This is a genomic window from Segatella maculosa OT 289, assembly GCF_000243015.1.
In the GTDB taxonomy this organism is placed as follows: domain Bacteria; phylum Bacteroidota; class Bacteroidia; order Bacteroidales; family Bacteroidaceae; genus Prevotella; species Prevotella maculosa.
Map to the genome: position 1 here is coordinate 115,964 of NZ_JH594504.1, position 21,804 is coordinate 137,767.

Here is a 21,804-nt window from a genome sequence, read left to right on the forward strand (position 1 = left end):
AATTAAAGAACCTCCGGTGCCAAAGAAACCACTTTCATATTCGCTGCACGAAGCTCACGAGCCACCGGACCGAAGATGCGACTGCCGCGAAGCTCGCCGGCATTGTTCAGCAATACGCAAGCATTGTCGTCGAAACGGATATAAGAACCATCGGCACGACGGATTTCCTTCTTTGTGCGAACAATCAAAGCCTTCGATACTGCTCCCTTTTTCAAATCGCTGGACGGGATAACCTTCTGTACAGCCACAACGATAACGTCACCCACACTGGCATAACGACGGCCGGTTCCACCGAGAACACGGATACATTTAGCCTCGCGTGCGCCACTGTTGTCACAAACTGTAAGTTTTGATTCTGCTTGTATCATAATTACTTCGCTTTTTCAATAATTTGTACTAATCTCCATCGCTTTGTCTTGGACAGAGGACGAGTTTCCATGATCTGCACTGTATCGCCTACATTAGCCTCATTCTTCTCGTCATGGACATGGTACTTCTTTGTCTTCTGGACAAACTTACCATAAATAGGGTGCTTTTCCTTGAACTTTGATGCAATAACAATGGTTTTATCCATTTTGTTACTAATGACAACACCCTGTCTTACTTTTCTTAAATTTCTTGTTTCCATCTGGACCATTATTATTTTTGAAGTTCTCTCTGACGAAGTTCCGTTTCGATACGCGCGATGTCGCGACGAGCTGCCTTAATCTGTGATGGATTCTCCAGAGGTGCAATCGAATGGTTCAGCTTCAACTGGTTGAGCTGTGCCTTTGCAGTCTCCAACTTCTCTGCCAATGCATTGGCATCGAGTTCTTTTAATTCTTTCATCTTCATAGTTTAAGCGTTTTTATCGAAATCACGTCTAACAACAAACTTTGTCTTAACAGGCAGTTTCTGTGCAGCAAGGCGGAGTGCCTCTTTTGCAATGTCGAATGAAACGCCTTCCACTTCGAAAAGAATGCGACCCGGTGTAACAGGTGCAACCCATCCTGCAGGATCACCTTTTCCTTTACCCATGCGGACATCGGCCGGTTTACGCGTGATGGGCTTATCGGGGAAGATGCGAATCCAAACCTGTCCCTGACGGTTCATGTAGCGATTGACGGCCACACGAGCCGCTTCTATCTGGCGACTGTTGATCCATTTCGGCTCAAGTGTCTTGATACCGAATGAACCAAAGGCCAATTGCGTGCCTCTCGACGCGTTGCCTTTGTTGCCACGTCCGTCTTGAGGTCTTCTATATTTTACTCTTTTTGGCTGTAACATGATAGCTTTCTACTTTTAACGGTTATTGTTTCTCTTGCGATTACCACGGCCGCCGTTGCGACCTCCATTAGAGCGGCCACCACTTTGCTTCTCCTGAGTAAAGTTTGGAGTAAGTTCACGCTTACCGTAAACCTCCCCACGGCATATCCACACCTTGATACCCAAAAGACCAACCTTTGTCAGGGCCTCCGTTGCACAGTAATCGATGTCTGCACGGAATGTATGCAGAGGCGTACGTCCCTCTTTGAACATTTCCTTACGTGCCATTTCAGCACCGTTCAGACGACCAGTAATTTGGATCTTGACACCTTCTGCACCTGCACGCATCGTGTTCTGAATAGCCATCTTGATGGCACGACGATAGGAAATCTTACCTTCCACTTGCCGAGCGATGTTGTTGCCCACGATGGTGGCATCAAGTTCCGGTTTCTTAATCTCGAATATGTTGATTTGGATGTCTTTCTTATAGAGCTTCTTCAGCTCTTCTTTGAGTTTATCGACATCTTGACCACCTTTACCAATGACGATACCCGGACGGGCAGTGCAAATAGTGATGGTGACGAGTTTCAGTGTACGCTCAATGACGATACGAGAAACACTGGCCTTAGCCAAACGCTCGTTAAGATACTTGCGGATTTTGCGGTCCTCAACGAGGTTTTCTCCGAAGCTCTTGCCACCAAACCAATTTGAATCCCAACCACGGATAATACCAAGTCGGTTGCTTATTGGATTAACTTTCTGTCCCATTCTATTATTTATTTTTCGTCGTTAGTTTTGGCATCAACAAACAGCGTCACGTGATTTGAACGCTTACGGATTCTATAACCACGGCCCTGTGGTGCCGGTCTCATACGTTTCATTGTAACACCTTCATCAACGAAGACTTTACTGATATACAGTTCGCCGTCTTCGGCCTTGCGGTCATTCTTTGTCTCCCAGTTGGCAATTGCCGAACGTAGTAGTTTCTCAACGTCTGTAGCGGCCTGCTTCTTAGAGAACCGAAGTACTCCGAGGGCACGGTTGACCTCTAAACCACGGATCATGTCTACAACGTAGCGCATCTTGCGTGGTGAAGAAGGAACTCCCTTGAGCTTTGCGAAGTACAGATTTTTGCGAGCTTCCTTGATTTTCTCAGCTGCGATATGTTTTCTTGCTCCCATTATTATTCTTGTTTGTTAAATGGATTAACCCCGCTTACTTCTTGTTATTACCAGAGTGACCACCGAAACGGCGTGTAGGTGCAAACTCTCCGAGCTTGTGACCAACCATGTTCTCCGTAATGTAAACAGGGATAAATTTGTTTCCGTTATGAACTGCAACAGTGTGTCCCACGAAATCCGGGGAAATCATTGATGCTCTGGCCCAAGTCTTCACTACACTCGACTTACCACTCTCGTTCATAGCGAGAATCTTCTTCTCGAGCGATACGTTGATATATGGACCTTTTTTTAATGAACGACTCATAATTTACTCTTTATTTTTTGTTAGCTCTTTCGATAATATACTTGTTTGAAAGCTTCTTAGGTGCACGAGTCTTGAGACCCTTAGCGTAAAGACCCTTACGAGAACGTGGGTGACCACCACTCTGACGACCTTCACCACCACCCATTGGGTGATCAACAGGGTTCATAACAACACCACGGTTGTGTGGGCGACGACCCAACCAGCGAGAGCGACCAGCCTTACCCGACTGTTCCAATGCATGGTCGGAGTTACCGACACTACCTACTGTAGCTTTACAAGCACTCAAAATCTGACGGGTTTCGCCAGAAGGGAGCTTAATAACACAATAACTGCCCTCACGAGAAGTCAACTGAGCAAAGTTACCAGCCGAACGAACAAGCAAAGCACCCTGACCCGGACGCAATTCAATGTTGTGAATCACCGTACCAACAGGAATGTTTGCAAGCGGAAGCGCATTACCGATTTCAGGAGCAGCCTCTGCACCCGACATCAATGTTGCACCAACCTGCAGTCCGTTAGGAGCAATAATGTAACGTTTTTCACCATCAGCGTAGAATAAAAGCGCAATGCGAGCCGACCGGTTTGGGTCATACTCGATTGTCTTCACTACAGCCGGAACACCATCTTTCTCACGTTTAAAGTCTATCAGACGATACTTCTGCTTATGGCCACCGCCAATGTAGCGAACGGTCATCTTACCGGTGTTGTTTCGACCACCGGTAGAACGTTTGCCGTAAACGAGAGACTTCTCTGGCACGGATGCAGTAATATCCTCGAACGTGCCAATAACTTTGTGTCTTTGTCCCGGAGTAACCGGGTTTAATTTACGTACTGCCATTTTTTATTTTAAATATTGCTGTAAAAATCAATTGTATCGCCTTCCTTTACAGTGACGATTGCCTTCTTGAACGCATTCTTCTGGCCCTTGATAAGGCCTGCCTTGGTATAACGGCTCAACCGCTTTCCGGCATAACGAAGCGTGTTCACATCAACTACCGTAACATGATACAGGCTTTCGACTTCCTTCTTAATTTGGAGCTTATTAGCCTCAGGACGAACGATGAAGCCATAGCGGCTTGGGTTCTTCTCCGTAATCTTGGTTTGCTTCTCAGTAACCAATGGTTTAATGATAAATGCCATAATCTAATATCTCCTTTTTACTTATTTAAGATTTCGTCAATAGCCTTCAACGATCTTTCGGTAACAAGCACAACATCTGCGTTCAAGACTTTATATGAATTGAGCGCAGTTGCGCGCATTACCTCTGCACGCTGAATATTACGAGCGGACAAATATACGTTTTTATTTACTTCCGGCAAAAGCAGAAGTGTTTTCTTGCCGTCAACTTTAAGATTTTTTGCAAAATTTACAAACTCTTTAGTCTTAGGTGCTTCAAAGTTGAAGTCTTCCACCACGATAACAGCATTCTCCTTAGCCTTATAAGAGAGGGCAGACTTGCGGGCAAGAACCTTTACTTTCTTATTCAACTTGAAGTCGTAATTGCGTGGTTTAGGACCAAACACACGGGCACCACCGACAAGCACAGGCGAGTTGATGTCTCCACGACGGGCACCGCCGCCGCCTTTCTGACGACCCAGCTTGCGAGTAGAGCCACTCAATTCGCTTCTTTCCTTCGTCTTAGCCGTACCCTGACGCTGTGCGGCCAGATACTGCTTGACATCCAAGTAAAGAACGTGATCGTTAGGCTCAATTCCAAAGATAGCCTCGTTCAGGGTTACCTTTCTTCCGGTCTCCTGACCATTGATATTTAAAACGCTAACTTCCATTACTTTTTGATTAAAACGGTTGAACCATTACATCCGGCAACAGAACCCTTGACAAGAAGGAGGTTGTGCTCCGGGATTACCTTTAACACTTGCAGATTCTGAGTAGTAACACGGTCACCGCCCATCTGCCCAGCCATGCGCATACCCTTAAAGACCTTAGCCGGGTAAGAACAAGCACCGATAGAACCCGGTTTGCGAGCGCGGTCGTCCTGACCATGAGTACTCTGGCCCACACCACCGAAACCATGACGTTTGACTACGCCTTGGAAACCTTTTCCTTTGGAGATTCCGACCACATCAACAAACTTTGTGTCGGCAAAAAGCTCAACCGTAATGGTGTCACCGAGGTTATGCTCCTCATCAAACTTGAACTCGGCCAAGTGCTTCTTCGGTGTTGTGCCTGCCTTCTTGAAGGTTCCCAGCAACGGCTTTGAGGTGCGACGCTCTTTAGCCTCTTCGAAACCTAACTGAAGTGCTTTGTAACCATCTTTCTCTTCTGTCTTTACTTGGGTTACAACACAAGGACCAGCTTCGATAACAGTGCACGGAACATTCTTACCGTCGGCACTGAAAACGGATGTCATTCCGATTTTTTTTCCAATTAATCCTGGCATTTCAATAATAATTTAATCGATAAATAATCTACGTTCTGAAATCAGACTTTAATCTCTACTTCCACACCTGACGGCAATTCGAGCTTCATCAAGGCATCGACTGTCTTTGCGGTAGAGCTGTAGATGTCGATGAGCCGCTTGAAATTTGAAAGTTGGAACTGTTCACGGGCCTTCTTATTGACGAAGGTAGAACGGTTCACGGTGTAGATACGCTTGTGGGTCGGCAATGGAATAGGACCACTGACGATAGCACCCGTAGCCTTAACGGCCTTTACAATCTTTTCTGCTGACTTGTCAACCAACATGTGGTCGTAAGATTTCAGTTTGATTCTGATTTTCTGACTCATTGTTTTGATATTATAAGATGAATAAAAAGAAGCAAAGAGGTGCGCCGTTTAAGAGTCATTCGCTAAACAGCGCCTCTACGCTTGATAATGATATTTCTCTTGTCTTAGAGAAGTTCTGCATGACCATGAACCTCCTCAAGCACGGCCTTGGCAATGCTTGTGGAAAGTGCCTCATGGTGATCATACTCCATGGAAGATGTTGCTCGACCGGAAGTGATGGTACGCAGAGCGGTCACATAACCGAACATCTCTGCCAACGGAACCATGGCTTTCACGATACGGGCACCGCTGCGAGCCTCTTCCATTCCCTGAACAAGACCACGACGCTTGTTCAAGTCGCCGATAACATCACCCATGTTCTCTTCAGGAGTAACAACCTCTACCTTCATAATCGGCTCCATCAACACAGGGCCTGCCTTTGGACAAAGTACTCGGAATGCCTGATGAGCCACCAACTCGAACGACAACTGATCGGAGTCTACAGGGTGGAAGCTACCATCGGTCAACGTCACCTTCATACCGGTCATTGGGAAACCACCAAGAACTCCGTTACGCAGACAGTCTGCAAAGCCTTTCTGCACCGACGGAATGAACTCCTTGGGCACGTTACCACCTTTGACCTCGTTGATGAACTGCAAGTCGCTTTCTGTGAAGTCTTCGTCCTTCGGGCCGATAGTTACATCGATACAAGCAAACTTACCACGACCACCAGACTGCTTCTTGTAGGTTTCGCGGCTCTGTGCCGTGCGTGTGATAGCCTCTTTATAGTTCACCTGCGGCTTACCTTGGTTACATTCTACCTTGAACTCGCGTTTCAAGCGGTCGATAATGATATCCAAGTGGAGCTCACCCATACCTGAGATAATGGTCTGACCACTCTGCTCATCGGTACGAACAGTGAAAGTCGGGTCCTCTTCGGCCAACTTGGCAAGACCATTATCCAACTTAGCAACGTCTGCCTGACTCTTCGGCTCAACAGCAATGGAAATCACTGTATCGGGGAAAGTCATAGATTCCAGTACGATGGGCGCCTTCTCATCACAGAGTGTGTCACCCGTACGGATATCTTTAAAACCTACACCTGCACCGATATCGCCCGCATCAATAGAATCCATCGGAATTTCCTGTTTGGAGTTCATCTGGAACAAGCGGCTAATACGCTCTTTCTTGCCCGAACGCGGGTTATAAACATAGGAACCGGCAGTAATCTTACCGGAATAAACGCGGAAGAACACCAAACGACCCATGAACGGATCAGTAGCTATCTTGAATGCCAATGCCGAAGTGGGCGCATCCTCTGAAGGTTTGCGGTCTTCTTCTTCTTCTGTGTCAGGATTTGTTCCCACAATAGCCTGCGTATCAACGGGTGAAGGCAGGAATGCACAAACATAATCCAACAATGGTTGAACACCCTTATTCTTATAAGAAGAGCCCAACAACATGGGGCAGCATTCCATGGCAATACAACCCTTGCGAATGGCACGCAACAACTGCTCTTCGCTGACATCCTTGCCATCGAGATAGAGTTCCATCACCTCGTCATCGAAGTTAGCTGCACCCTCAACGAGCTTCTCACGCCATTCAGCTGCCTCGTCTGCAAGGTCGGCCGGAATATCTTCTACATCATATTCAGCGCCCATCGTCTCGTCATGCCACAAGATGGCCTTCATCTTGATCAGGTCCACAACGCCTTTGAAATTCTCTTCTGCACCAATAGGAATCTGGATAGCGATAGGATTGGCACCCAGAATATCCTTCATCTGCTGAACAGTCTCAAAGAAGTTGGCACCCGAACGGTCCATCTTATTCACATAACCGATACGCGGAACGTTATACTTGTCGGCCTGACGCCAAACAGTCTCTGACTGTGGCTGAACACCATCGGCAGCCGAATAGGTTGCAACGGCTCCATCAAGCACACGAAGCGAACGCTCTACCTCTGCAGTGAAGTCAACGTGTCCCGGAGTATCAATCAAGTTAATCTTATATGACTTGCCCTCGTAGTTCCAATTACAAGTGGTCGCAGCCGAAGTAATCGTGATACCACGCTCCTGCTCCTGTGCCATCCAGTCCATTGTAGCTGCACCGTCATGCACCTCACCAATCTTATGCGTCTTACCGGTGTAGAAAAGAATGCGCTCCGACGTAGTTGTCTTGCCGGCATCGATGTGAGCCATGATACCGATATTACGAGTCAAATGTAAATCGCGATTTGCCATTTTCTTTTTACCTTTATTTGATTAGAATCTGAAATGAGCGAATGCACGGTTAGCCTCGGCCATGCGATGCATGTCTTCCTTGCGCTTGAACGCACCACCCTGATTGTTGTAAGCATCCATGATCTCGGCAGCGAGTTTCTCTGCCATAGACTTTCCACCACGCTTGCGGGCAAAATTGATCATATTCTTCATCGAGATGCTCTCCTTGCGCTCGGGACGAATCTCGGTCGGCACTTGGAAAGTGGCACCACCGATGCGGCGGCTCTTCACCTCAACCTGCGGAGTGATGTTATCCAAGGCCTGCTTCCAGATTTCGAGTGCAGGCTTTTCTTCCTTGGCCATCTTCTCTTTCACCGTATCAAGGGCTTTGTAGAAAATCTCGTATGATATGGTCTTCTTGCCATCATACATCAAATGGTTCACAAACTTAGAGACCTTCTGGTCGTTGTAAACGGGATCCGGGAGGATCACACGCTTCTTTGGTTTTGCTTTTCTCATTTTGTTTTGAAAAATAAATTCTGCATGGGGCTGTCATTCATGTTCTTCAATATCCGCACCCGGACATTTACTCAACCTGTTATCAACAATTCTCCAGCAAAACGTTTTTAATAAAATATCGGTTTGGCAATTTACTTCTTACCTGCCTTTGGGCGCTTAGCGCCATACTTTGAACGGCGTTGCGTGCGATTAGCAACACCTGCCGTGTCAAGTGTACCGCGAACAATGTGATAACGCACACCGGGGAGATCTTTCACACGACCGCCACGAACCAACACAATGGAGTGCTCCTGAAGGTTGTGGCCTTCTCCCGGAATATAGGAGTTCACTTCCTTCTGATTTGTCAAACGCACACGGGCAACCTTACGCATTGCCGAGTTAGGCTTCTTAGGAGTTGTCGTATAAACACGAACACAAACGCCGCGACGTTGCGGACAATTGTCCAATGCCGGCGACTTGCTCTTGTCTACGATGTCCTTTCTGCCCTTTCTTACTAACTGTGAAATAGTAGGCATAATTTTACTTTTTTGTTTATATATTTTATTTTATTTCTTATCAATATTTATGAAACGGCTTCCGACAAAAGCACATTTCGGGCTGCAAAGGTACGAACAAATCTTCAAACTACCTAATTATAAAGATAGCAAAAAGTCTACATCTTGGCTTAATTTACAAGATATAGGCTTTATTAACATTTATTCAATCGCAAATACCGGCCTTAATACCCACCTCCCCCCACCCAAAGGGAGGGAAAATGGATTGCAAGTAGTCTGTATTCCCCACATTGGAAGGAGCCGAGGGAGGCTCTACGACTCCGTTTCCGGCATCTTGAACGGCGCAGCCATACGGGATTGCTGTTCCGGAATCACGATTTTACCAAATTGCTGTTCATAGTTGTGGACATTCTCCTGCAAGGCTTGCAAGAGCCGTTTGGCATGTTCCGGTGCCATCACCACGCGCGCACCGACCTCCGGTTTAGGCATTCCCGGCAACATGGTTGCGAAGTCGAGCACGAAGTCTGAACTCGAGTGCGTAATCAACGCCAAATTGGCATAAACTCCCTTGGCCACTTCCGGCCTTAAATCAATCTGCAGTCCCTGCTGCTCATTGTTTTCATTTTCCATATTGGTAATTCGTTTTTATAAAGTCATCATTGTCAACCATAAGAAAGAAGCGAAATTTCAAGAAGATGCCTTCTCGTAGGTTTCAACCAAACTCTTCGCAAGCTCGGTCGTCCTTTTCTTTGGAGAGGATAAAGGGGCGAAAACTTTCTACTTCCCTCGCCTTTCACGCTCCCGTTCTTCCTTTTGGTCTTGAATGTGGAAGTAGATTGCCCACCCGATAAACATTGCCAGCACAGCCAGCATCATAATATTTGCAGCCATCACTATTTTCTCCTTTCTTCTTTATTATCATTTAGAAAATATAAACCTAATAAAACTAAACCTATAACAACGAAAACCGGTATGATAAAATCATACCATGCCCATTGTTCCGTTCGCTTGAACCATGTAGCAAGCAGTACCGCCGTAATCATATACTTGGCGATATCCAATGCCAAATCGCCCAACTTTTCCTTCCTTTTGGTATTCATGCTGCAAATATAACACTTTTCATGAAAGCAAACAACAAACCCGTCAAGAAAGTTTCTCAATGACCAGATGACCGCAACTTTGCCATTTAACACCCAAAAGCGACAAGTTTAACGACGGAAAACGACGAACTTATGACCCGAAAGTGACAAGGTGATGACTAGCCGGAATAGTTAAGCCTTGCTCCATCAGCCCTGTCGCTTTTCCATCTCAGCCATTTTGCACGGTTATTTCAGTCTTATTGCGCTGTAAAATGGGCCATGTTGCGCGGCGAAATGGCTGAGATTGCAAGCCATATAGCTATCAACGAGTTACAAGCTGTCCTCGTGTAGCAAGCGGTATCGGTCGTTCAGTTCCGGCAGGTGGCCGGATTTGCGCATCTATTTGCGTGCCCGGACCATGCAATAGATGCCAAGAACAACGAAAGGAACGCTGAGGAGCTGGCCCATGTTGAAGAGCATGCCCGACTCGAAACCCACCTGAATGTCTTTGGTGTACTCGATGAAGAAGCGGAAGGCGAAGATGAGCGTGATGCAGAGGCCGAAATAGAAGCCTTTGCCCACGGGAACTTGCCTGCGGCGATAGCAATACCAGCCCACAAAGAAGAACAAGGCGTAGGCCAAGGCCTCGTAAAGTTGGCCGGGATGGCGCGGATATTTGTCTACTTTCTCAAAGATAAAGGCCCATGGAACATTGGTCACCTTGCCGATAATCTCGCTGTTCATCAGGTTTCCGAGCCGAATCAAGCAGGCCGTGATGGGCGTGGCGATGGCGATATCGTCCAGCAACTGCCACAGTTTCACCTTATATTTACGGCTATAGAGCCACAGGGCGACCATCAGGCCGAGCGTTCCGCCGTGGCTTGCCAGGCCTTCGTAGCCCACGAAATGCCACGAACCGTTGGGCAAAAGCTTGAAGGGAACGAGCATTTCGAGGAAATGTGTGCCCGAAGAAAGATAGTAGTCGGGCTGGTAGAAGAGGCAATGTCCGAGTCGGGCTCCTATCAATATGCTCAAGAAGCAATAGACAAGGAGCGGGTCGAACACGTTTTCTTCCTGCTGTTTCCCATTCACCACCACCGTCCGCACGGCGATGTTCTGATGGTAGAACAGCCAACGTACCATGAAATAGGCACCGACAAGTCCGATGAGCCAGCATACCGAATACCAGCGAATGCCCCAGTTTCCTATCTGAAAGAGATAGATGTCGGGGTTCCAAATGATGAAGTTCAGCATAAACATAACAAAAACACTATCCCACCCAACGGCTCTCGCCCCCTAAGACCCACCCCAACCCTCCCAAAGGGAGGGAGTGAAGCTTGCAAGGGCTATTCACGAAAGTTCATCGGAAGTGGAACATAGCATATATAATAATGTGAATTACGGTTTGATAGACGTAGCTAATATATTGTTGTCACGAAGCATATGGTATATAACCATGTGAATTGCAGGATAATCTCTTCGAAGTAACGCACCGTCTCCCGCAAGTTCAGACGCGCTTTCTTTAGGCATGAGGGAGGCTTTGCAAGCGAGTGCTCCCTCCCTTTGGGAGGGTCGGGGTGGGTTTTAGGGGTTCAGGGGCCGGGGGAGGCTACACATTAAACCTGAAGTGCATGATGTCGCCGTCCTGCACCACGTAGTCCTTGCCTTCGATGCCGAGTTTCCCGGCCTCTCTGACCGCAGCCTCGGAGCCATACTTGATGTAATCGTCGTATTTGATGACCTCGGCGCGAATGAAACCTTTCTCGAAATCGGTGTGAATGACGCCTGCACACTGCGGAGCCTTCCAGCCTTTGTGATACGTCCACGCCTTTACCTCCATCTCGCCTGCCGTGATGAACGTCTCAAGATTGAGCAAAGCGTAGGCCTTTTTGATGAGCCGATTGACACCACTCTGCTCCAATCCCAGCTCTTCGAGGAACATTTGCTTGTCTTCATAAGTCTCCAACGAGGCGATATCCTCCTCGGTCTTGGCCGCAATCACCATGGCTTCGGCCCCCTCTTTGGCTGCCATTTCCTCCACACGACGCGAATAGTCGTTGCCTGTCTTGGCGCTTGCCTCGTCTACATTGCACACGTAAAGCACGGGTTTCGTAGTCAACAGGAAGAGATCATGGGCCGCTTGCTGTTCGTCTTTGCCCTCGAACGTGACCTCACGCGCATTCTTTCCCTGTTCGAGCACGGCCTTATAAGCCTCCAAGACCGTGCACATCAGCTTGGCATCCTTGTTGCCTGCCGCGGCCGCCTTCTGCTGTTTGGCCAGCTGGCTGTCGATGGTTTCGAGGTCTTTCAGCTGTAGTTCGGTGTCGATGATGCTCTTGTCTTCGAGCGGATCGACCGCCATTCCGCCCTCACGCACGATGTTGTCGTCGTCGAAACAGCGGACAACGTGAATGATGGCATCGCATTCACGAATGTTACCGAGGAACTTATTGCCCAATCCTTCGCCCTTCGAGGCCCCTTTCACCAGGCCTGCAATATCGACAATCTCGCAGGTTGCGGGCACGATACGGCCCGGGTGGACAAGCTCGGCCAGCTTGTTGAGTCGCTCGTCGGGCACGGTAATCACGCCAAGGTTGGGCTCAATCGTACAAAAAGAGAAGTTGGCCGACTGCGCTTTTGCGCTCGACAAACAGTTGAACAGCGTAGACTTGCCCACGTTCGGCAGTCCCACAATACCACATTTCAAAGCCATTTCTTTATCATTTCCATGTGCCGGCCTTCCTTTCGGCCGACAATCATCGTTGTTTCTGTTGCAAAAGTACACAAAAAATATAAAGGTGAAAAGGTAAAAAGGTGAAAAAGTGAAAAAGAGACGAAGAAAGAGGCCGCTTGCAAGCATGATGTGAGCCGTCGCTTTCAGGGCAACCGAACATCAGATAAGGACAGAACGGAAAGTTTCAACCGATGATACTGACAGTTCCTGCCTATGGAACGCACAGTTTCTCCCTATGGAACGCACAGTTCCAAAGCATGAAACTTTCTTGGAACACTGTTGCGCGTCGGCTTAGGTCCGCAAGACGGGCGCTTGGGAGGCGTATAGCGGGCGTTTCAGGCACGTCCGGCGCGTGCTTTTCTCCCCCACTCGGCGAGCGTTCCGCTCCCGTCTGCGGTCTCGTTTTGCCTGCGGCAGTCGGACCGGGACGTGGGAGGCGAGAAAAAAATCCGATATATTTTGGTTATAAAACCCGATTGCGTGTGTCTGACCTTTCTGACGGGAGAAAACGGCGCCACGGACTGTGCAGCGTTTCCCCCGCCAACACGAAAAGCACGCCGGGGCAGACCACGCAAAGGACGACCCGGACACGGACGCAAGAACGAGAACACAAACCTATAACATTAACTTAATCCGTTACTCTTATGTGTAGATTGATGAAGTCAAGATGGTTGGTCGGCGTAGTCGTCGGCGCGCTTCTGGCAGTGCCGCTTCAGCTGATGGCCCAACAACAGAAAGTGTCGCTCAAGCTCAGTGGCGTGAGTCTGAAACAGGCGTTGAGCGAAATCGAGAGGAAAACGCAGTATAAGTTCAGCTATCGCGACGCGACGCTCGACGGCGGCAAGCCCGTCACGCTGGAGCGCAACGACGTGACGGTGGCTTCGGTGCTGAATGAAATCCTTGGCGAGCGTGGGTTGGAATACCGACTGGTGGAGCCCGCGACGATTGTCATCTCGGTGAAGGCCGGTGCAGAGAAGAAAGACCGGAGGAAGATGCGAACGGCCGGCACGGTGATTGACATGCAGGGCGAACCCGTGGTAGGCGCGACGGTGCAGGCCGTGGGAAGGCGGAACAGCGGCACGGTGACCGACGCGGCGGGGCGGTTCGTCCTTGACGTGGCCGAGGGCGAGACGGTCGAAGTGAGCTATGTGGGCTTTCAGACCGTGCGCGTGCGGCCGAAAGAACACATGACCGTTACGCTCGTTGAGACGCAGGAGTCGCTGAATGAAGTGGTGGTCGTGGGCTACGGTACGCAGCGCAAGCGCGACTTGACGGGTGCGATTGCCTCGCTGAAAGGCGACGAGATGAACTTCGACGGCGTTTCGTCAGTGGCACAGTCCCTGGGCGGCAAGGCGGCCGGCCTCTACGTGCGCCAGAATAGCGCGCAGCCCGGCGGCGGCATCGATATCCTCGTGCGCGGTGCGGGCAGTGTCAATGCGGGTAACGACCCCTTGTACATCGTCGACGGCTTCCCCGTTGCCAAGCTCGACCAGCCCGACGGCGGCGACAAAAAGATGAGTCCGGGCACGCAGAGTATCCTTAACTTCCTCAACCCAAACGACATCGAGTCGATAGAAGTGCTGAAAGATGCCTCGGCGACGTCCATCTATGGTGCGCGTGCGGCCAATGGCGTGGTCATCATCACGACCAAACGCGGACGGACGGGCAGCGCGAAGGTGTCTTATTCCTACGACTTCTCGTCGCAAAGATACGCAGACATGTACGACCTGCTGTCGCTGAAAGAGTGGATGCGGGTGCGCAATGACATGGCATTGGAGACGTATATGTGGAACAATCAAGTGGCTCCCTACGGCACGAAGACCATGGCCGATGCGGCGGCTCACCCGTATAACGGCGTTCAGCTGCGCTATCCTTACACCGATGCGCAGATTGCGGCTGCCGGCGAAGGTACGGACTGGCTCGGACTGATTACGCGCAACGGACGTATTCACGAGCATAACGTCAGTCTGCAAGGCGGCAGCGACAAGACACAGTACATGCTGTCGTTCAACTATTTCGACCAGAAAGGCATCGTGAAGAACTCGGGGCTGACGCGCTACACGCTGAAAGCTAACATCGACCAGAAGTTCCTCAATATCTTCAAAGCCGGCCTGAACCTGACGATGACGCGCATAGACAACGACAATACACAGCTGGGCGATGCACGTTACGAGAACTCGGGCATCATTCGCTCGGCCATTCAGATGAGTCCGGAAGTGAAGGCCTACGACGAAGCGACGGGCACCTATCCCGTCAACCCGTTGCTGGCTAAGCAGCCGAACCCGTATTCTCTGCTGACGAACGTAGACCGCGGGCGCACCAACCGCATGGTGGGTAACGTCTTCGTCGAGGCTCGTCCGCTGGAAGAACTGCTGCTGCGTGGTGCCTTGGGTATCGACCATGCGCAGATAGACCGCAAGACCTATCAGCCGCGCACGACCGTGAACGGCAATGCCAACGGGGGCGTCGGCTACATTTATAATATGAACAACGACCAATATCTGGCCGAAGCCACAGCCACCTATCACAAGACTATCGCAGAACTCCATAACGTCAACCTTATGGTCGGCACCTCTTATGAGGAGTTCAACCATGACATATCGGAGTTGGGCAACAATAACTTCCTGACCGATGCGTTCCTTTTCAATAACATGAACGCCGGCACAGGTATCAAAATCACGAAGTCGAACGCGACGAAGAACAAGATGGAGTCTTACTTCATGCGCGCTTCCTACGTGCTCATGGACCGCTATCTCTTCACGGGCACGATGCGTGCCGATGGTGCGAGCGTGTTTGCCAAGAACAACAAATGGGGCTATTTCCCTTCAGTTGCCTTGGGATGGCGAATCAGCGAAGAGCGTTTCCTGAAGCCGGCGAAGTGGCTCTCCAATCTGAAGCTGCGCCTCAGCTGGGGCCAGACGGGTAATGCCGACATCGGAACCAATGCTTTTGCGAGCTTTGCCGCCGAGAACGCATACGTCAACGGCGAACACAAGACGGTGATTGGTGTGAAGAAAGGCAAGTTCGCCAATCCCGACTTGAAGTGGGAAACGACCACAGAGTGGAACCTCGGCCTTGACTTCGGCTTCCAGCAAGGGCGCATCAGTGGTTCTATCGACCTGTATCAGCGCACCATTTCCGACCTGCTCAACTATCGTCTTTTGAATGTCTACCAAGAGATTCCCAAAGTGATGTCGAACGTAGGAAAGACGCAAGGCCGGGGTATCGAGGTGATGCTCAACACGCGGAACATCGAAACCAAGAACTTCAGTTGGACGACCAACTTCACGTTCACGAAATACAAGGACCGTTGGAAGGAGCGCACGCCCGACTGGAAGCCTGCCATCTATGAGCGTTATGACGACCCGATACGCCCCATCTACTCACGTATAGCCGACCATATCCTGCAAGTCGGCGAGGCTCCCCCTGCCGCCCAGCCCGATTTGAAACCGGGACAAATTGTCATTAAGGACATTAACGGCTACAAGCGCGACGGTTTGGGTAATCCGGTGACTGACGAAAACGGACATTTCGTGCTGACGGGAGAACCCGACGGCAAGATAGATGATGCCGACACGAAGCTTATCGGCACAAGTGATCCCGGTTGGTTGGCTGGTTTGAACAACGTGTTCAGGTATAAGGACTTCGAACTCTCGTTCATGCTCAACGGTATGTTCGACCGTAAAATCAAAGACCCCACGATGGCTTTCTACGGACTTAATGCTTACGGCGTGTCGGGGTCCGGATTAAACGGTTTGAGGACTAATCTCGAACGCTGGACACCGACGAACCCGTCGACAAAATATCCGAGTGCATTCTATGACATGGGGCGCGGGAAGAACTACACCTATGGCGACTATTTCTATCAGAATGCGTGGTTCATCCGCCTGCAAAACGTATCGCTGAGCTACAATCTTCCCAAGACTTTGCTAAGCAAGACCGGATTTATCAGCAGCGTGCGCCTGCACCTGACGGTCAACAACCTGTTCGTGATTACCCCTTATGACGGTCTCGACCCCGAAACCGATGCCTACGAGGCAGCCTATCCCAATGCCAAGACCATCAGCTTTGGCATGAATATAACTTTCTGACACCTAAAAATGGAACTTATGAAAACGAAATATCTTGCATACGTGGCCGCTTTGGCTCTGAGCACCACGACGCTTATCGGCTGTGCCAACTTGGACCCGGTGGACTATTCCGAGCTGAACAGCGAACTTTTTCCTAAGACCGAAAGCGACTATGCTACGTTGGTCAACGAGTGCTATCGCTCTATCCGCTCCAGCTGGTTCGATGGTTTGTTTGCTACCGACGACCGGGGTTGCGTCGCACTCAATGATGCGACGACCGAAATCCTGACCAACCGCACGCACATCTACAAGAAGCTGCACGACTTGAACTGGGACTCCACCGACGATTATCTGGTAGGGTTCTATTATACGGAGAAAGACCCTTCGGGCGGCGGCTACCGTGATGGCTTTGCCAACGACATCAGTCGCTGTACCTCAGACCTGGCCTACATCATGAAAGCCACCGCGTTGAGCGAACCCGTGAAGAAGAAAATGGCCGCCGAAGTACGCTGCGTCCGTGCTTTTATTGCCTACACGCTCTACGACATGTTCGGCCCTTTGGTCATCGCGCCACAGGAACTGCTGGAGAACCCGCGCAACGACAGGCCATTGCCACGGCTGTCGCGTGAGGAAATGGTGAAGTTCATTGAGGAAGACCTGCGCTATGCTGCTGAAAACCTACCGTCGCCCACCGATGCCGAATACGGCAGGTTCAGCACAGGACTGGCCAAGATGCTGCTCATCCGCCTCTACCTGCACGAGACAAAAGTCGACAAGAGCTATTATAAAAAGGTAGAGACGTTGGCCCGCGAACTGATGCAACCGGCCAACGGCTACCAGTTGCAAGCCACTTACACGAAGATGTTCGAACTCGGCGGACAGGGAAAAGCCAACAAAGAAATCATCTTCGCCATTCCCGTCAACACAGAAATGGTGAGCTGGAACGACTGGCACATGTTCGTCCTTCCCTCCGATTTCGGCAGCAACGGCATGCAAGGAGGCTATCACAGCCTGACAAGCACGTGGCATTTCTATGACAGTTTCGAGGCAAACGACGCACGACGCACGTATCTTCTGGCCGAATACAAGAGCAAGAAAACCGGCGCGCTCGTGACCCGAGGCACCTATCCCAACCTCGACATTGGGCCCATTCCGATGAAATATGGCTACGATGCCGACCTTTTCAAGAACAGCGGGCGTAGCAGCATCGACCCCATTCTCTATCGTTATGCCGACGTTTACCTGTCCTTGGCCGAAGCTTTATACCGCAAGCCCGGTGCCTCTGCGGCCGAAAAACTGGAGGCCCTGACCTATATCAACACCATTCGCCGCCGTGCCGGCATTGCCGACTTGGCCTATTCGGACATCGATACCGGCGAGAAGTTCGTCGAACTGCTGCTCAAGGAGCGTGCTCATGAGTTCTGGTGCGAGAACGGACAGTATCGCGCCGACCTCATTCGGCTCGACAAGTTCGTCGAATACGCGAGAGACATCAACGGCTCTCCCTATGCCGACCGGACGAAAGAGGTCTATCCGCTGCCGAAAATCGTCATCACCGACGGTAAGGGCGTGGTTGTTCAGAACGAGGGTTATGATTGAACGGACAACACAGTGAAGCGCAGGGAGCCCGACTTCGGAGCGTTCAAAACGAGGATTACGGTCGAACGCCGGCTGCCGCTTCCGGAAAAGTACAGTCGTTTCGTCAGAAAAGTACTATCGTTTTATGGAAAAAGTACTATCGTCTTGCCCAAAAGGTATATACTTTTTCGGCAAAAGGTATATACCTTTTTTGGAGAAGGTGCTATCACCTTTAGCAAAAGGGGGTTCGGGGCTCGGATTTTCGGCGGACGACACAGGTTTTTAATGTATCATTCTATTGAAAAAGATTTATGGATCGACGTGGTTTCTTGAAGCGTGCAACGGCATTAGGCATGACGGTTGCCCTGCCCAAAGTGCTGTTGGGCACACCTTCGACAAAGCAGATGACGCAACCGCAAGCCTCAGGCAAAAAGTTTTGGGCCTGCCTGATGCACCTTTCGTTTAATTTTGCCGGCCAAATCAAGTTGTACGGCGGGCTTCGGACAGCATTCGAACCCGACATTTCGGTGTGGGATGCGGCCGTCGAACGCATGGCAAAAAACCATGTGAACATGCTCTTTATTAATCTTGACGACTCGGTGGCATGGCACAGTCACCCTGAAATATCCTTGAAGAACGCATGGACGCATGAGCAATTGAGGGCGCAGTTGGCCCGAATGCGCAAACTCGGGATAGAGCCCGTGCCGATGTTCAACTTCTCCACGACGCACGATGCGTGGTTAGGCAAGTATTCAAAAATGGTGTCATCGGCCAAGTATTATGCAGTTTGTAGCGATTTGATAGCAGAGGCCATCTCTCTTTTCGACGCGCCCCGCTTTATTCATTTCGGCATGGACGAGGAGCGAATCGACTACCAATTGTCTGATTACGTCGTGATTAGGCAGCAGGAAACATGGTGGGCCGACTTGTATTTCTATATCGGCGAGGCTCTGAAACGAGGCGTCAGACCTTGCGTCTGGGCTGATTATGTGTGGCATCATCCCGATGATTTCTTCAAGATGATGCCTAAGTCCGTGGTGCAATGCAACTGGTGGTATACCGAGAAGTTCACCATAAGCGACGTTGCTATCCGTTCTTATCTCGATTTGGTTCGCGAGGGTTACGACGTCATGGCCACCGGAAGCTTCGATCAGGAAAACCCCAAGAGCATCGGGAATACCGTGAAGTTTTGTGGTGAACATATTGACGGTTGCCATCTGCTTGGCTTCATACAGACTTTCTGGAAACCTACGATAGAGGCTTATCGTGCACCTATTCTCGAGGGAATAGACTTGATTGGGAATGCACGGACAGAATATGAAAACAAAAGAAACGCACGGATATGAAAGATAACAGACTGGTTTGGGGTTGCTTGATTCATCTCAGTTTCAACATGTGGGAGGAATATATTTGGCCGGGACGACCGTTCCGGGGGTATCGCCCCGACTTAGAACTGAGCGAACCACTATGGAATGATGCCATTGAACAAATGGGCAAGAGTGGCGTAAACATGGTTGTTATCGACTTGGGCGATGCCGTCCGCTATCAACGCCACCCTGAAATCGCCGTCAACGGAGCGTGGTCGGTGGCCCGACTGAAGCAGGAATTACGGCGGATACGGTCGTTAGGCATCGAGCCGATACCCAAACTTAACTTCTCGGCCGGGCATGATACATGGATGAAAGAGTATTCCAAGATGGTCTCAACAGATGAATACTATCGTTTCTGCTCGGATATGATTACTGAAGTGTGCAGCATTTTCGACCGTCCGCGGCTGTTTCATATCGGTATGGACGAAGAAGGTTACAACATGCAGCGCACTTATAAGCACGTTGTTGTACGTAAAAACGAAGCTTGGTGGCATGATTTCATGTTCTTGGTAAAGGAATGTGAGCGTCGTCATGCACGGGCTTGGCTCTGGCCCGACTATATGTTATGGCATCAACCCGACCAGTTTTTCAGCAAAATGCCTAAGTCTGTGCTGCAGAGCAACTGGTATTATGACGAGGAATTCAACCCGGAATGGGACATGGTAAGGCAGTATATAGACTTAGAGAAACATGGTTACGACCAGATTCCGACAGGCAGTTATCATTTTGAAAACCCCAAAAGTATTGGCAATACCGTAGCCTTTGCAGAGAAATATATCAGTCGTGGGCACCTCAAAGGCTTTTTGCAAACGTGGTGGAAACCGACAATCGAAGAGAATCGGGAGCGTATTCTGAAAGGCATTGCGTTGATAGGCGAGGCCCGTAAAGCCTACGAAGAACAACATTCTTAAAATAATTACTGATGAAGTATTTAGTCTTTATTCTTCTTTTCTGTTTTAGCAGCATCTTCATTCGGGCTCAGGTGCCTCGCAGTGAGGCCGAAGACGTGCACCATGTAATGTCCGCAGCCTATTGGAAGATGTGGAATGACACGCTTCAAAAGGCTATTGACCATGGTATCGAGCAGTATCGAAAGGCCACGGCAAGCATTGATTTGCCCGATGTGAAGCCCGGAACGGCCATTCAGGTGAAGCAATTGACCCATTCATTCCTCTTCGGAGGCAATATATTTGTCTACGGACAGCTGGCCACTCCGGCCATGAATAGCAAATATGAACACACATTTGGCACGCTATTCAACGCAGCAACAATCCCTTTTTATTGGAAAACACTCGAACCGGAGCAAGGTAAACCACGCTTCGAAGCGGGCAGTTCGTATGTTTATCGCCGCCCCCCGACCGACCCGATTGTCGATTTCTGCAATCAGAAAGGCATCATGACAAAAGGCCATGCCCTTGTTTATGGCTTGCGACTGCATGGCCATCCCACTTGGATGCCCGACGATCGCAATGTAATGGACAGCCTTTTCTGTCGCCATATCCGGCAACTGGCACAGCGATATGGCGACCGAATTAAGCTTTGGGACGTCGTAAACGAACCTATCGACCAAGCCAATCGAGGACTGATGCCCGATGATTACACGTTCAAATGCTTTCAATGGGCACGCCGTTTCTTCCCTTCCTCGGTGCAATTGAACATCAATGATGTGGATCTTCACAGTCCGATAGAACTGCATCGCCGTTATGCAGAACTCACACGGAACCTTTTGAGTCGCGGTACGAAGATAGATCATATCGGTATCGAGATGCATATTTTCGACCCATTAGAGGCTTCTGACATCGCAAAAGGAAAGGACCCCTATATCTCTCCTACGCTTTTGAAGGCGAAACTCGACTGCCTACGCGCAACCGACTTGCCCATCCATATCAGCGAAGTAACGGTTTGCGCACCCGATACGACGGCACATGGCAAACTGGTTCAGGCCATCATTGCCCGCAATCTCTATCGTTTATGGTTCAGTTATCCCACGGTCGAGGCCATCACATGGTGGAATGTGGTCGACGGCGGAGGTGCATCGGGCGAGCCTTCCTACTCGGGCATCTATGACAAAGCGATGAACGAGAAACCTGCCTATGCCGTTCTTGACGGACTGATCAACAAGGAATGGAAGACTTCTTTCGTGACCCGACTGAACAAAAATAGGCAGTTGACATTCCGCGGCTTCCGTGGTAAATACCTGTTGACGTGGAAAGACCGGCACGGAAAGCTGCAACAGCGGACAATCATCGTTGAATAAACCAAGTAAGTAACTGTTTGAAAACCA

24 protein-coding genes are annotated in these 21,804 nt (G+C 49.8%); 5 read left to right on the plus strand and 19 right to left on the minus strand.

Translation table 11 applies throughout. The features are described from left to right. Window positions 1-2: 2 nt before the first annotated feature. The 19 genes from rplN to ychF form a co-directional block, all read right to left on the minus strand. A complete protein-coding gene (rplN, locus tag HMPREF9944_RS07825) occupies window positions 3-368 on the minus strand; it encodes a 50S ribosomal protein L14 (RefSeq protein ID WP_008565595.1) in 366 nt (121 codons plus the stop codon). A gap of 2 nt (window positions 369-370) precedes the next feature. Beyond that, entirely contained in the window at window positions 371-637 is a 267-nt protein-coding gene (rpsQ, locus tag HMPREF9944_RS07830) for a 30S ribosomal protein S17 (RefSeq protein ID WP_019967033.1), read from the minus strand. A gap of 2 nt (window positions 638-639) precedes the next feature. Beyond that, entirely contained in the window at window positions 640-834 is a 195-nt protein-coding gene (rpmC, locus tag HMPREF9944_RS07835) for a 50S ribosomal protein L29 (protein WP_008565598.1), read from the minus strand. 3 nt (window positions 835-837) lie between these two features. Then, window positions 838-1,266 (minus strand): 50S ribosomal protein L16, encoded by a 429-nt coding sequence (gene rplP, locus HMPREF9944_RS07840; protein WP_008565599.1) that lies wholly within the window; start codon window positions 1,264-1,266, stop codon window positions 838-840. A 15-nt stretch (window positions 1,267-1,281) separates the two neighbouring features. Further along, window positions 1,282-2,013, minus strand: coding sequence for a 30S ribosomal protein S3 (rpsC, locus tag HMPREF9944_RS07845; protein ID WP_008565600.1), 732 nt, complete (start codon window positions 2,011-2,013; stop codon window positions 1,282-1,284). A gap of 8 nt (window positions 2,014-2,021) precedes the next feature. Continuing rightward, the gene (gene rplV, locus HMPREF9944_RS07850; RefSeq protein ID WP_008565601.1) at window positions 2,022-2,426 is read right to left on the minus strand and encodes a 50S ribosomal protein L22; all 405 of its coding nucleotides are present in this window, start codon (window positions 2,424-2,426) and stop codon (window positions 2,022-2,024) included. 34 nt (window positions 2,427-2,460) lie between these two features. Further along, window positions 2,461-2,730: a 30S ribosomal protein S19 gene (gene rpsS / locus HMPREF9944_RS07855; RefSeq protein ID WP_004371785.1), complete on the minus strand. Its 270-nt coding sequence runs from the start codon at window positions 2,728-2,730 to the stop codon at window positions 2,461-2,463. A gap of 10 nt (window positions 2,731-2,740) precedes the next feature. Beyond that, a complete protein-coding gene (gene rplB / locus HMPREF9944_RS07860; protein WP_004371786.1) occupies window positions 2,741-3,568 on the minus strand; it encodes a 50S ribosomal protein L2 in 828 nt (275 codons plus the stop codon). Window positions 3,569-3,576: 8 nt separating this feature from the next. Then, a complete protein-coding gene (gene rplW, locus HMPREF9944_RS07865) occupies window positions 3,577-3,870 on the minus strand; it encodes a 50S ribosomal protein L23 (protein ID WP_008565604.1) in 294 nt (97 codons plus the stop codon). Window positions 3,871-3,887: 17 nt separating this feature from the next. Further along, on the minus strand, window positions 3,888-4,517 hold the full coding sequence (gene rplD, locus HMPREF9944_RS07870) for a 50S ribosomal protein L4 (protein WP_008565605.1): 630 nt from the start codon (window positions 4,515-4,517) through the stop codon (window positions 3,888-3,890). Then, entirely contained in the window at window positions 4,517-5,131 is a 615-nt protein-coding gene (rplC, locus tag HMPREF9944_RS07875) for a 50S ribosomal protein L3 (RefSeq protein ID WP_044113521.1), read from the minus strand. The genes rplD and rplC overlap by 1 nt, the downstream gene beginning before the upstream one ends. Before the next feature lie 41 nt (window positions 5,132-5,172). Further along, a complete protein-coding gene (gene rpsJ, locus HMPREF9944_RS07880) occupies window positions 5,173-5,478 on the minus strand; it encodes a 30S ribosomal protein S10 (protein ID WP_008565607.1) in 306 nt (101 codons plus the stop codon). Between the two features lie 104 nt (window positions 5,479-5,582). Then, window positions 5,583-7,697: an elongation factor G gene (fusA, locus tag HMPREF9944_RS07885; RefSeq protein WP_008565608.1), complete on the minus strand. Its 2,115-nt coding sequence runs from the start codon at window positions 7,695-7,697 to the stop codon at window positions 5,583-5,585. 21 nt (window positions 7,698-7,718) lie between these two features. Then, the gene (gene rpsG, locus HMPREF9944_RS07890) at window positions 7,719-8,195 is read right to left on the minus strand and encodes a 30S ribosomal protein S7 (RefSeq protein ID WP_008565609.1); all 477 of its coding nucleotides are present in this window, start codon (window positions 8,193-8,195) and stop codon (window positions 7,719-7,721) included. A gap of 131 nt (window positions 8,196-8,326) precedes the next feature. Further along, window positions 8,327-8,710, minus strand: coding sequence for a 30S ribosomal protein S12 (gene rpsL, locus HMPREF9944_RS07895; RefSeq protein WP_004371793.1), 384 nt, complete (start codon window positions 8,708-8,710; stop codon window positions 8,327-8,329). A 291-nt stretch (window positions 8,711-9,001) separates the two neighbouring features. Further along, the gene (locus HMPREF9944_RS07900) at window positions 9,002-9,319 is read right to left on the minus strand and encodes a DUF3467 domain-containing protein (protein WP_008565612.1); all 318 of its coding nucleotides are present in this window, start codon (window positions 9,317-9,319) and stop codon (window positions 9,002-9,004) included. Between the two features lie 263 nt (window positions 9,320-9,582). Beyond that, on the minus strand, window positions 9,583-9,789 hold the full coding sequence (locus tag HMPREF9944_RS07905; protein WP_036872640.1) for a DUF6722 family protein: 207 nt from the start codon (window positions 9,787-9,789) through the stop codon (window positions 9,583-9,585). Window positions 9,790-10,167: 378 nt separating this feature from the next. Further along, complete coding sequence (gene lgt, locus HMPREF9944_RS07910; protein ID WP_008565615.1) at window positions 10,168-11,022, minus strand: prolipoprotein diacylglyceryl transferase; 855 nt, start codon at window positions 11,020-11,022, stop codon at window positions 10,168-10,170. 355 nt (window positions 11,023-11,377) lie between these two features. Next, on the minus strand, window positions 11,378-12,481 hold the full coding sequence (gene ychF, locus HMPREF9944_RS07915) for a redox-regulated ATPase YchF (RefSeq protein WP_044113536.1): 1,104 nt from the start codon (window positions 12,479-12,481) through the stop codon (window positions 11,378-11,380). Window positions 12,482-13,158: 677 nt separating this feature from the next. Here ychF and HMPREF9944_RS07920 point away from each other — a divergent pair. The 5 genes from HMPREF9944_RS07920 to HMPREF9944_RS07940 all read left to right on the plus strand — a co-directional run bounded on the left by HMPREF9944_RS07920 (window position 13,159) and on the right by HMPREF9944_RS07940 (window position 21,777). Then, entirely contained in the window at window positions 13,159-16,593 is a 3,435-nt protein-coding gene (locus HMPREF9944_RS07920) for a SusC/RagA family TonB-linked outer membrane protein (protein WP_155814638.1), read from the plus strand. Between the two features lie 18 nt (window positions 16,594-16,611). Beyond that, a complete protein-coding gene (locus tag HMPREF9944_RS07925; RefSeq protein ID WP_008565619.1) occupies window positions 16,612-18,171 on the plus strand; it encodes a RagB/SusD family nutrient uptake outer membrane protein in 1,560 nt (519 codons plus the stop codon). A gap of 290 nt (window positions 18,172-18,461) precedes the next feature. Further along, window positions 18,462-19,496 (plus strand): hypothetical protein, encoded by a 1,035-nt coding sequence (locus HMPREF9944_RS07930; RefSeq protein ID WP_008565620.1) that lies wholly within the window; start codon window positions 18,462-18,464, stop codon window positions 19,494-19,496. Next, on the plus strand, window positions 19,493-20,431 hold the full coding sequence (locus HMPREF9944_RS07935; protein ID WP_008565622.1) for a Tat pathway signal protein: 939 nt from the start codon (window positions 19,493-19,495) through the stop codon (window positions 20,429-20,431). Before HMPREF9944_RS07930 ends, HMPREF9944_RS07935 begins: the two co-directional genes overlap by 4 nt. An 11-nt stretch (window positions 20,432-20,442) precedes the next feature. Beyond that, window positions 20,443-21,777 (plus strand): endo-1,4-beta-xylanase, encoded by a 1,335-nt coding sequence (locus tag HMPREF9944_RS07940; protein ID WP_008565624.1) that lies wholly within the window; start codon window positions 20,443-20,445, stop codon window positions 21,775-21,777. The last annotated feature ends 27 nt before the right edge of the window (window positions 21,778-21,804 follow it).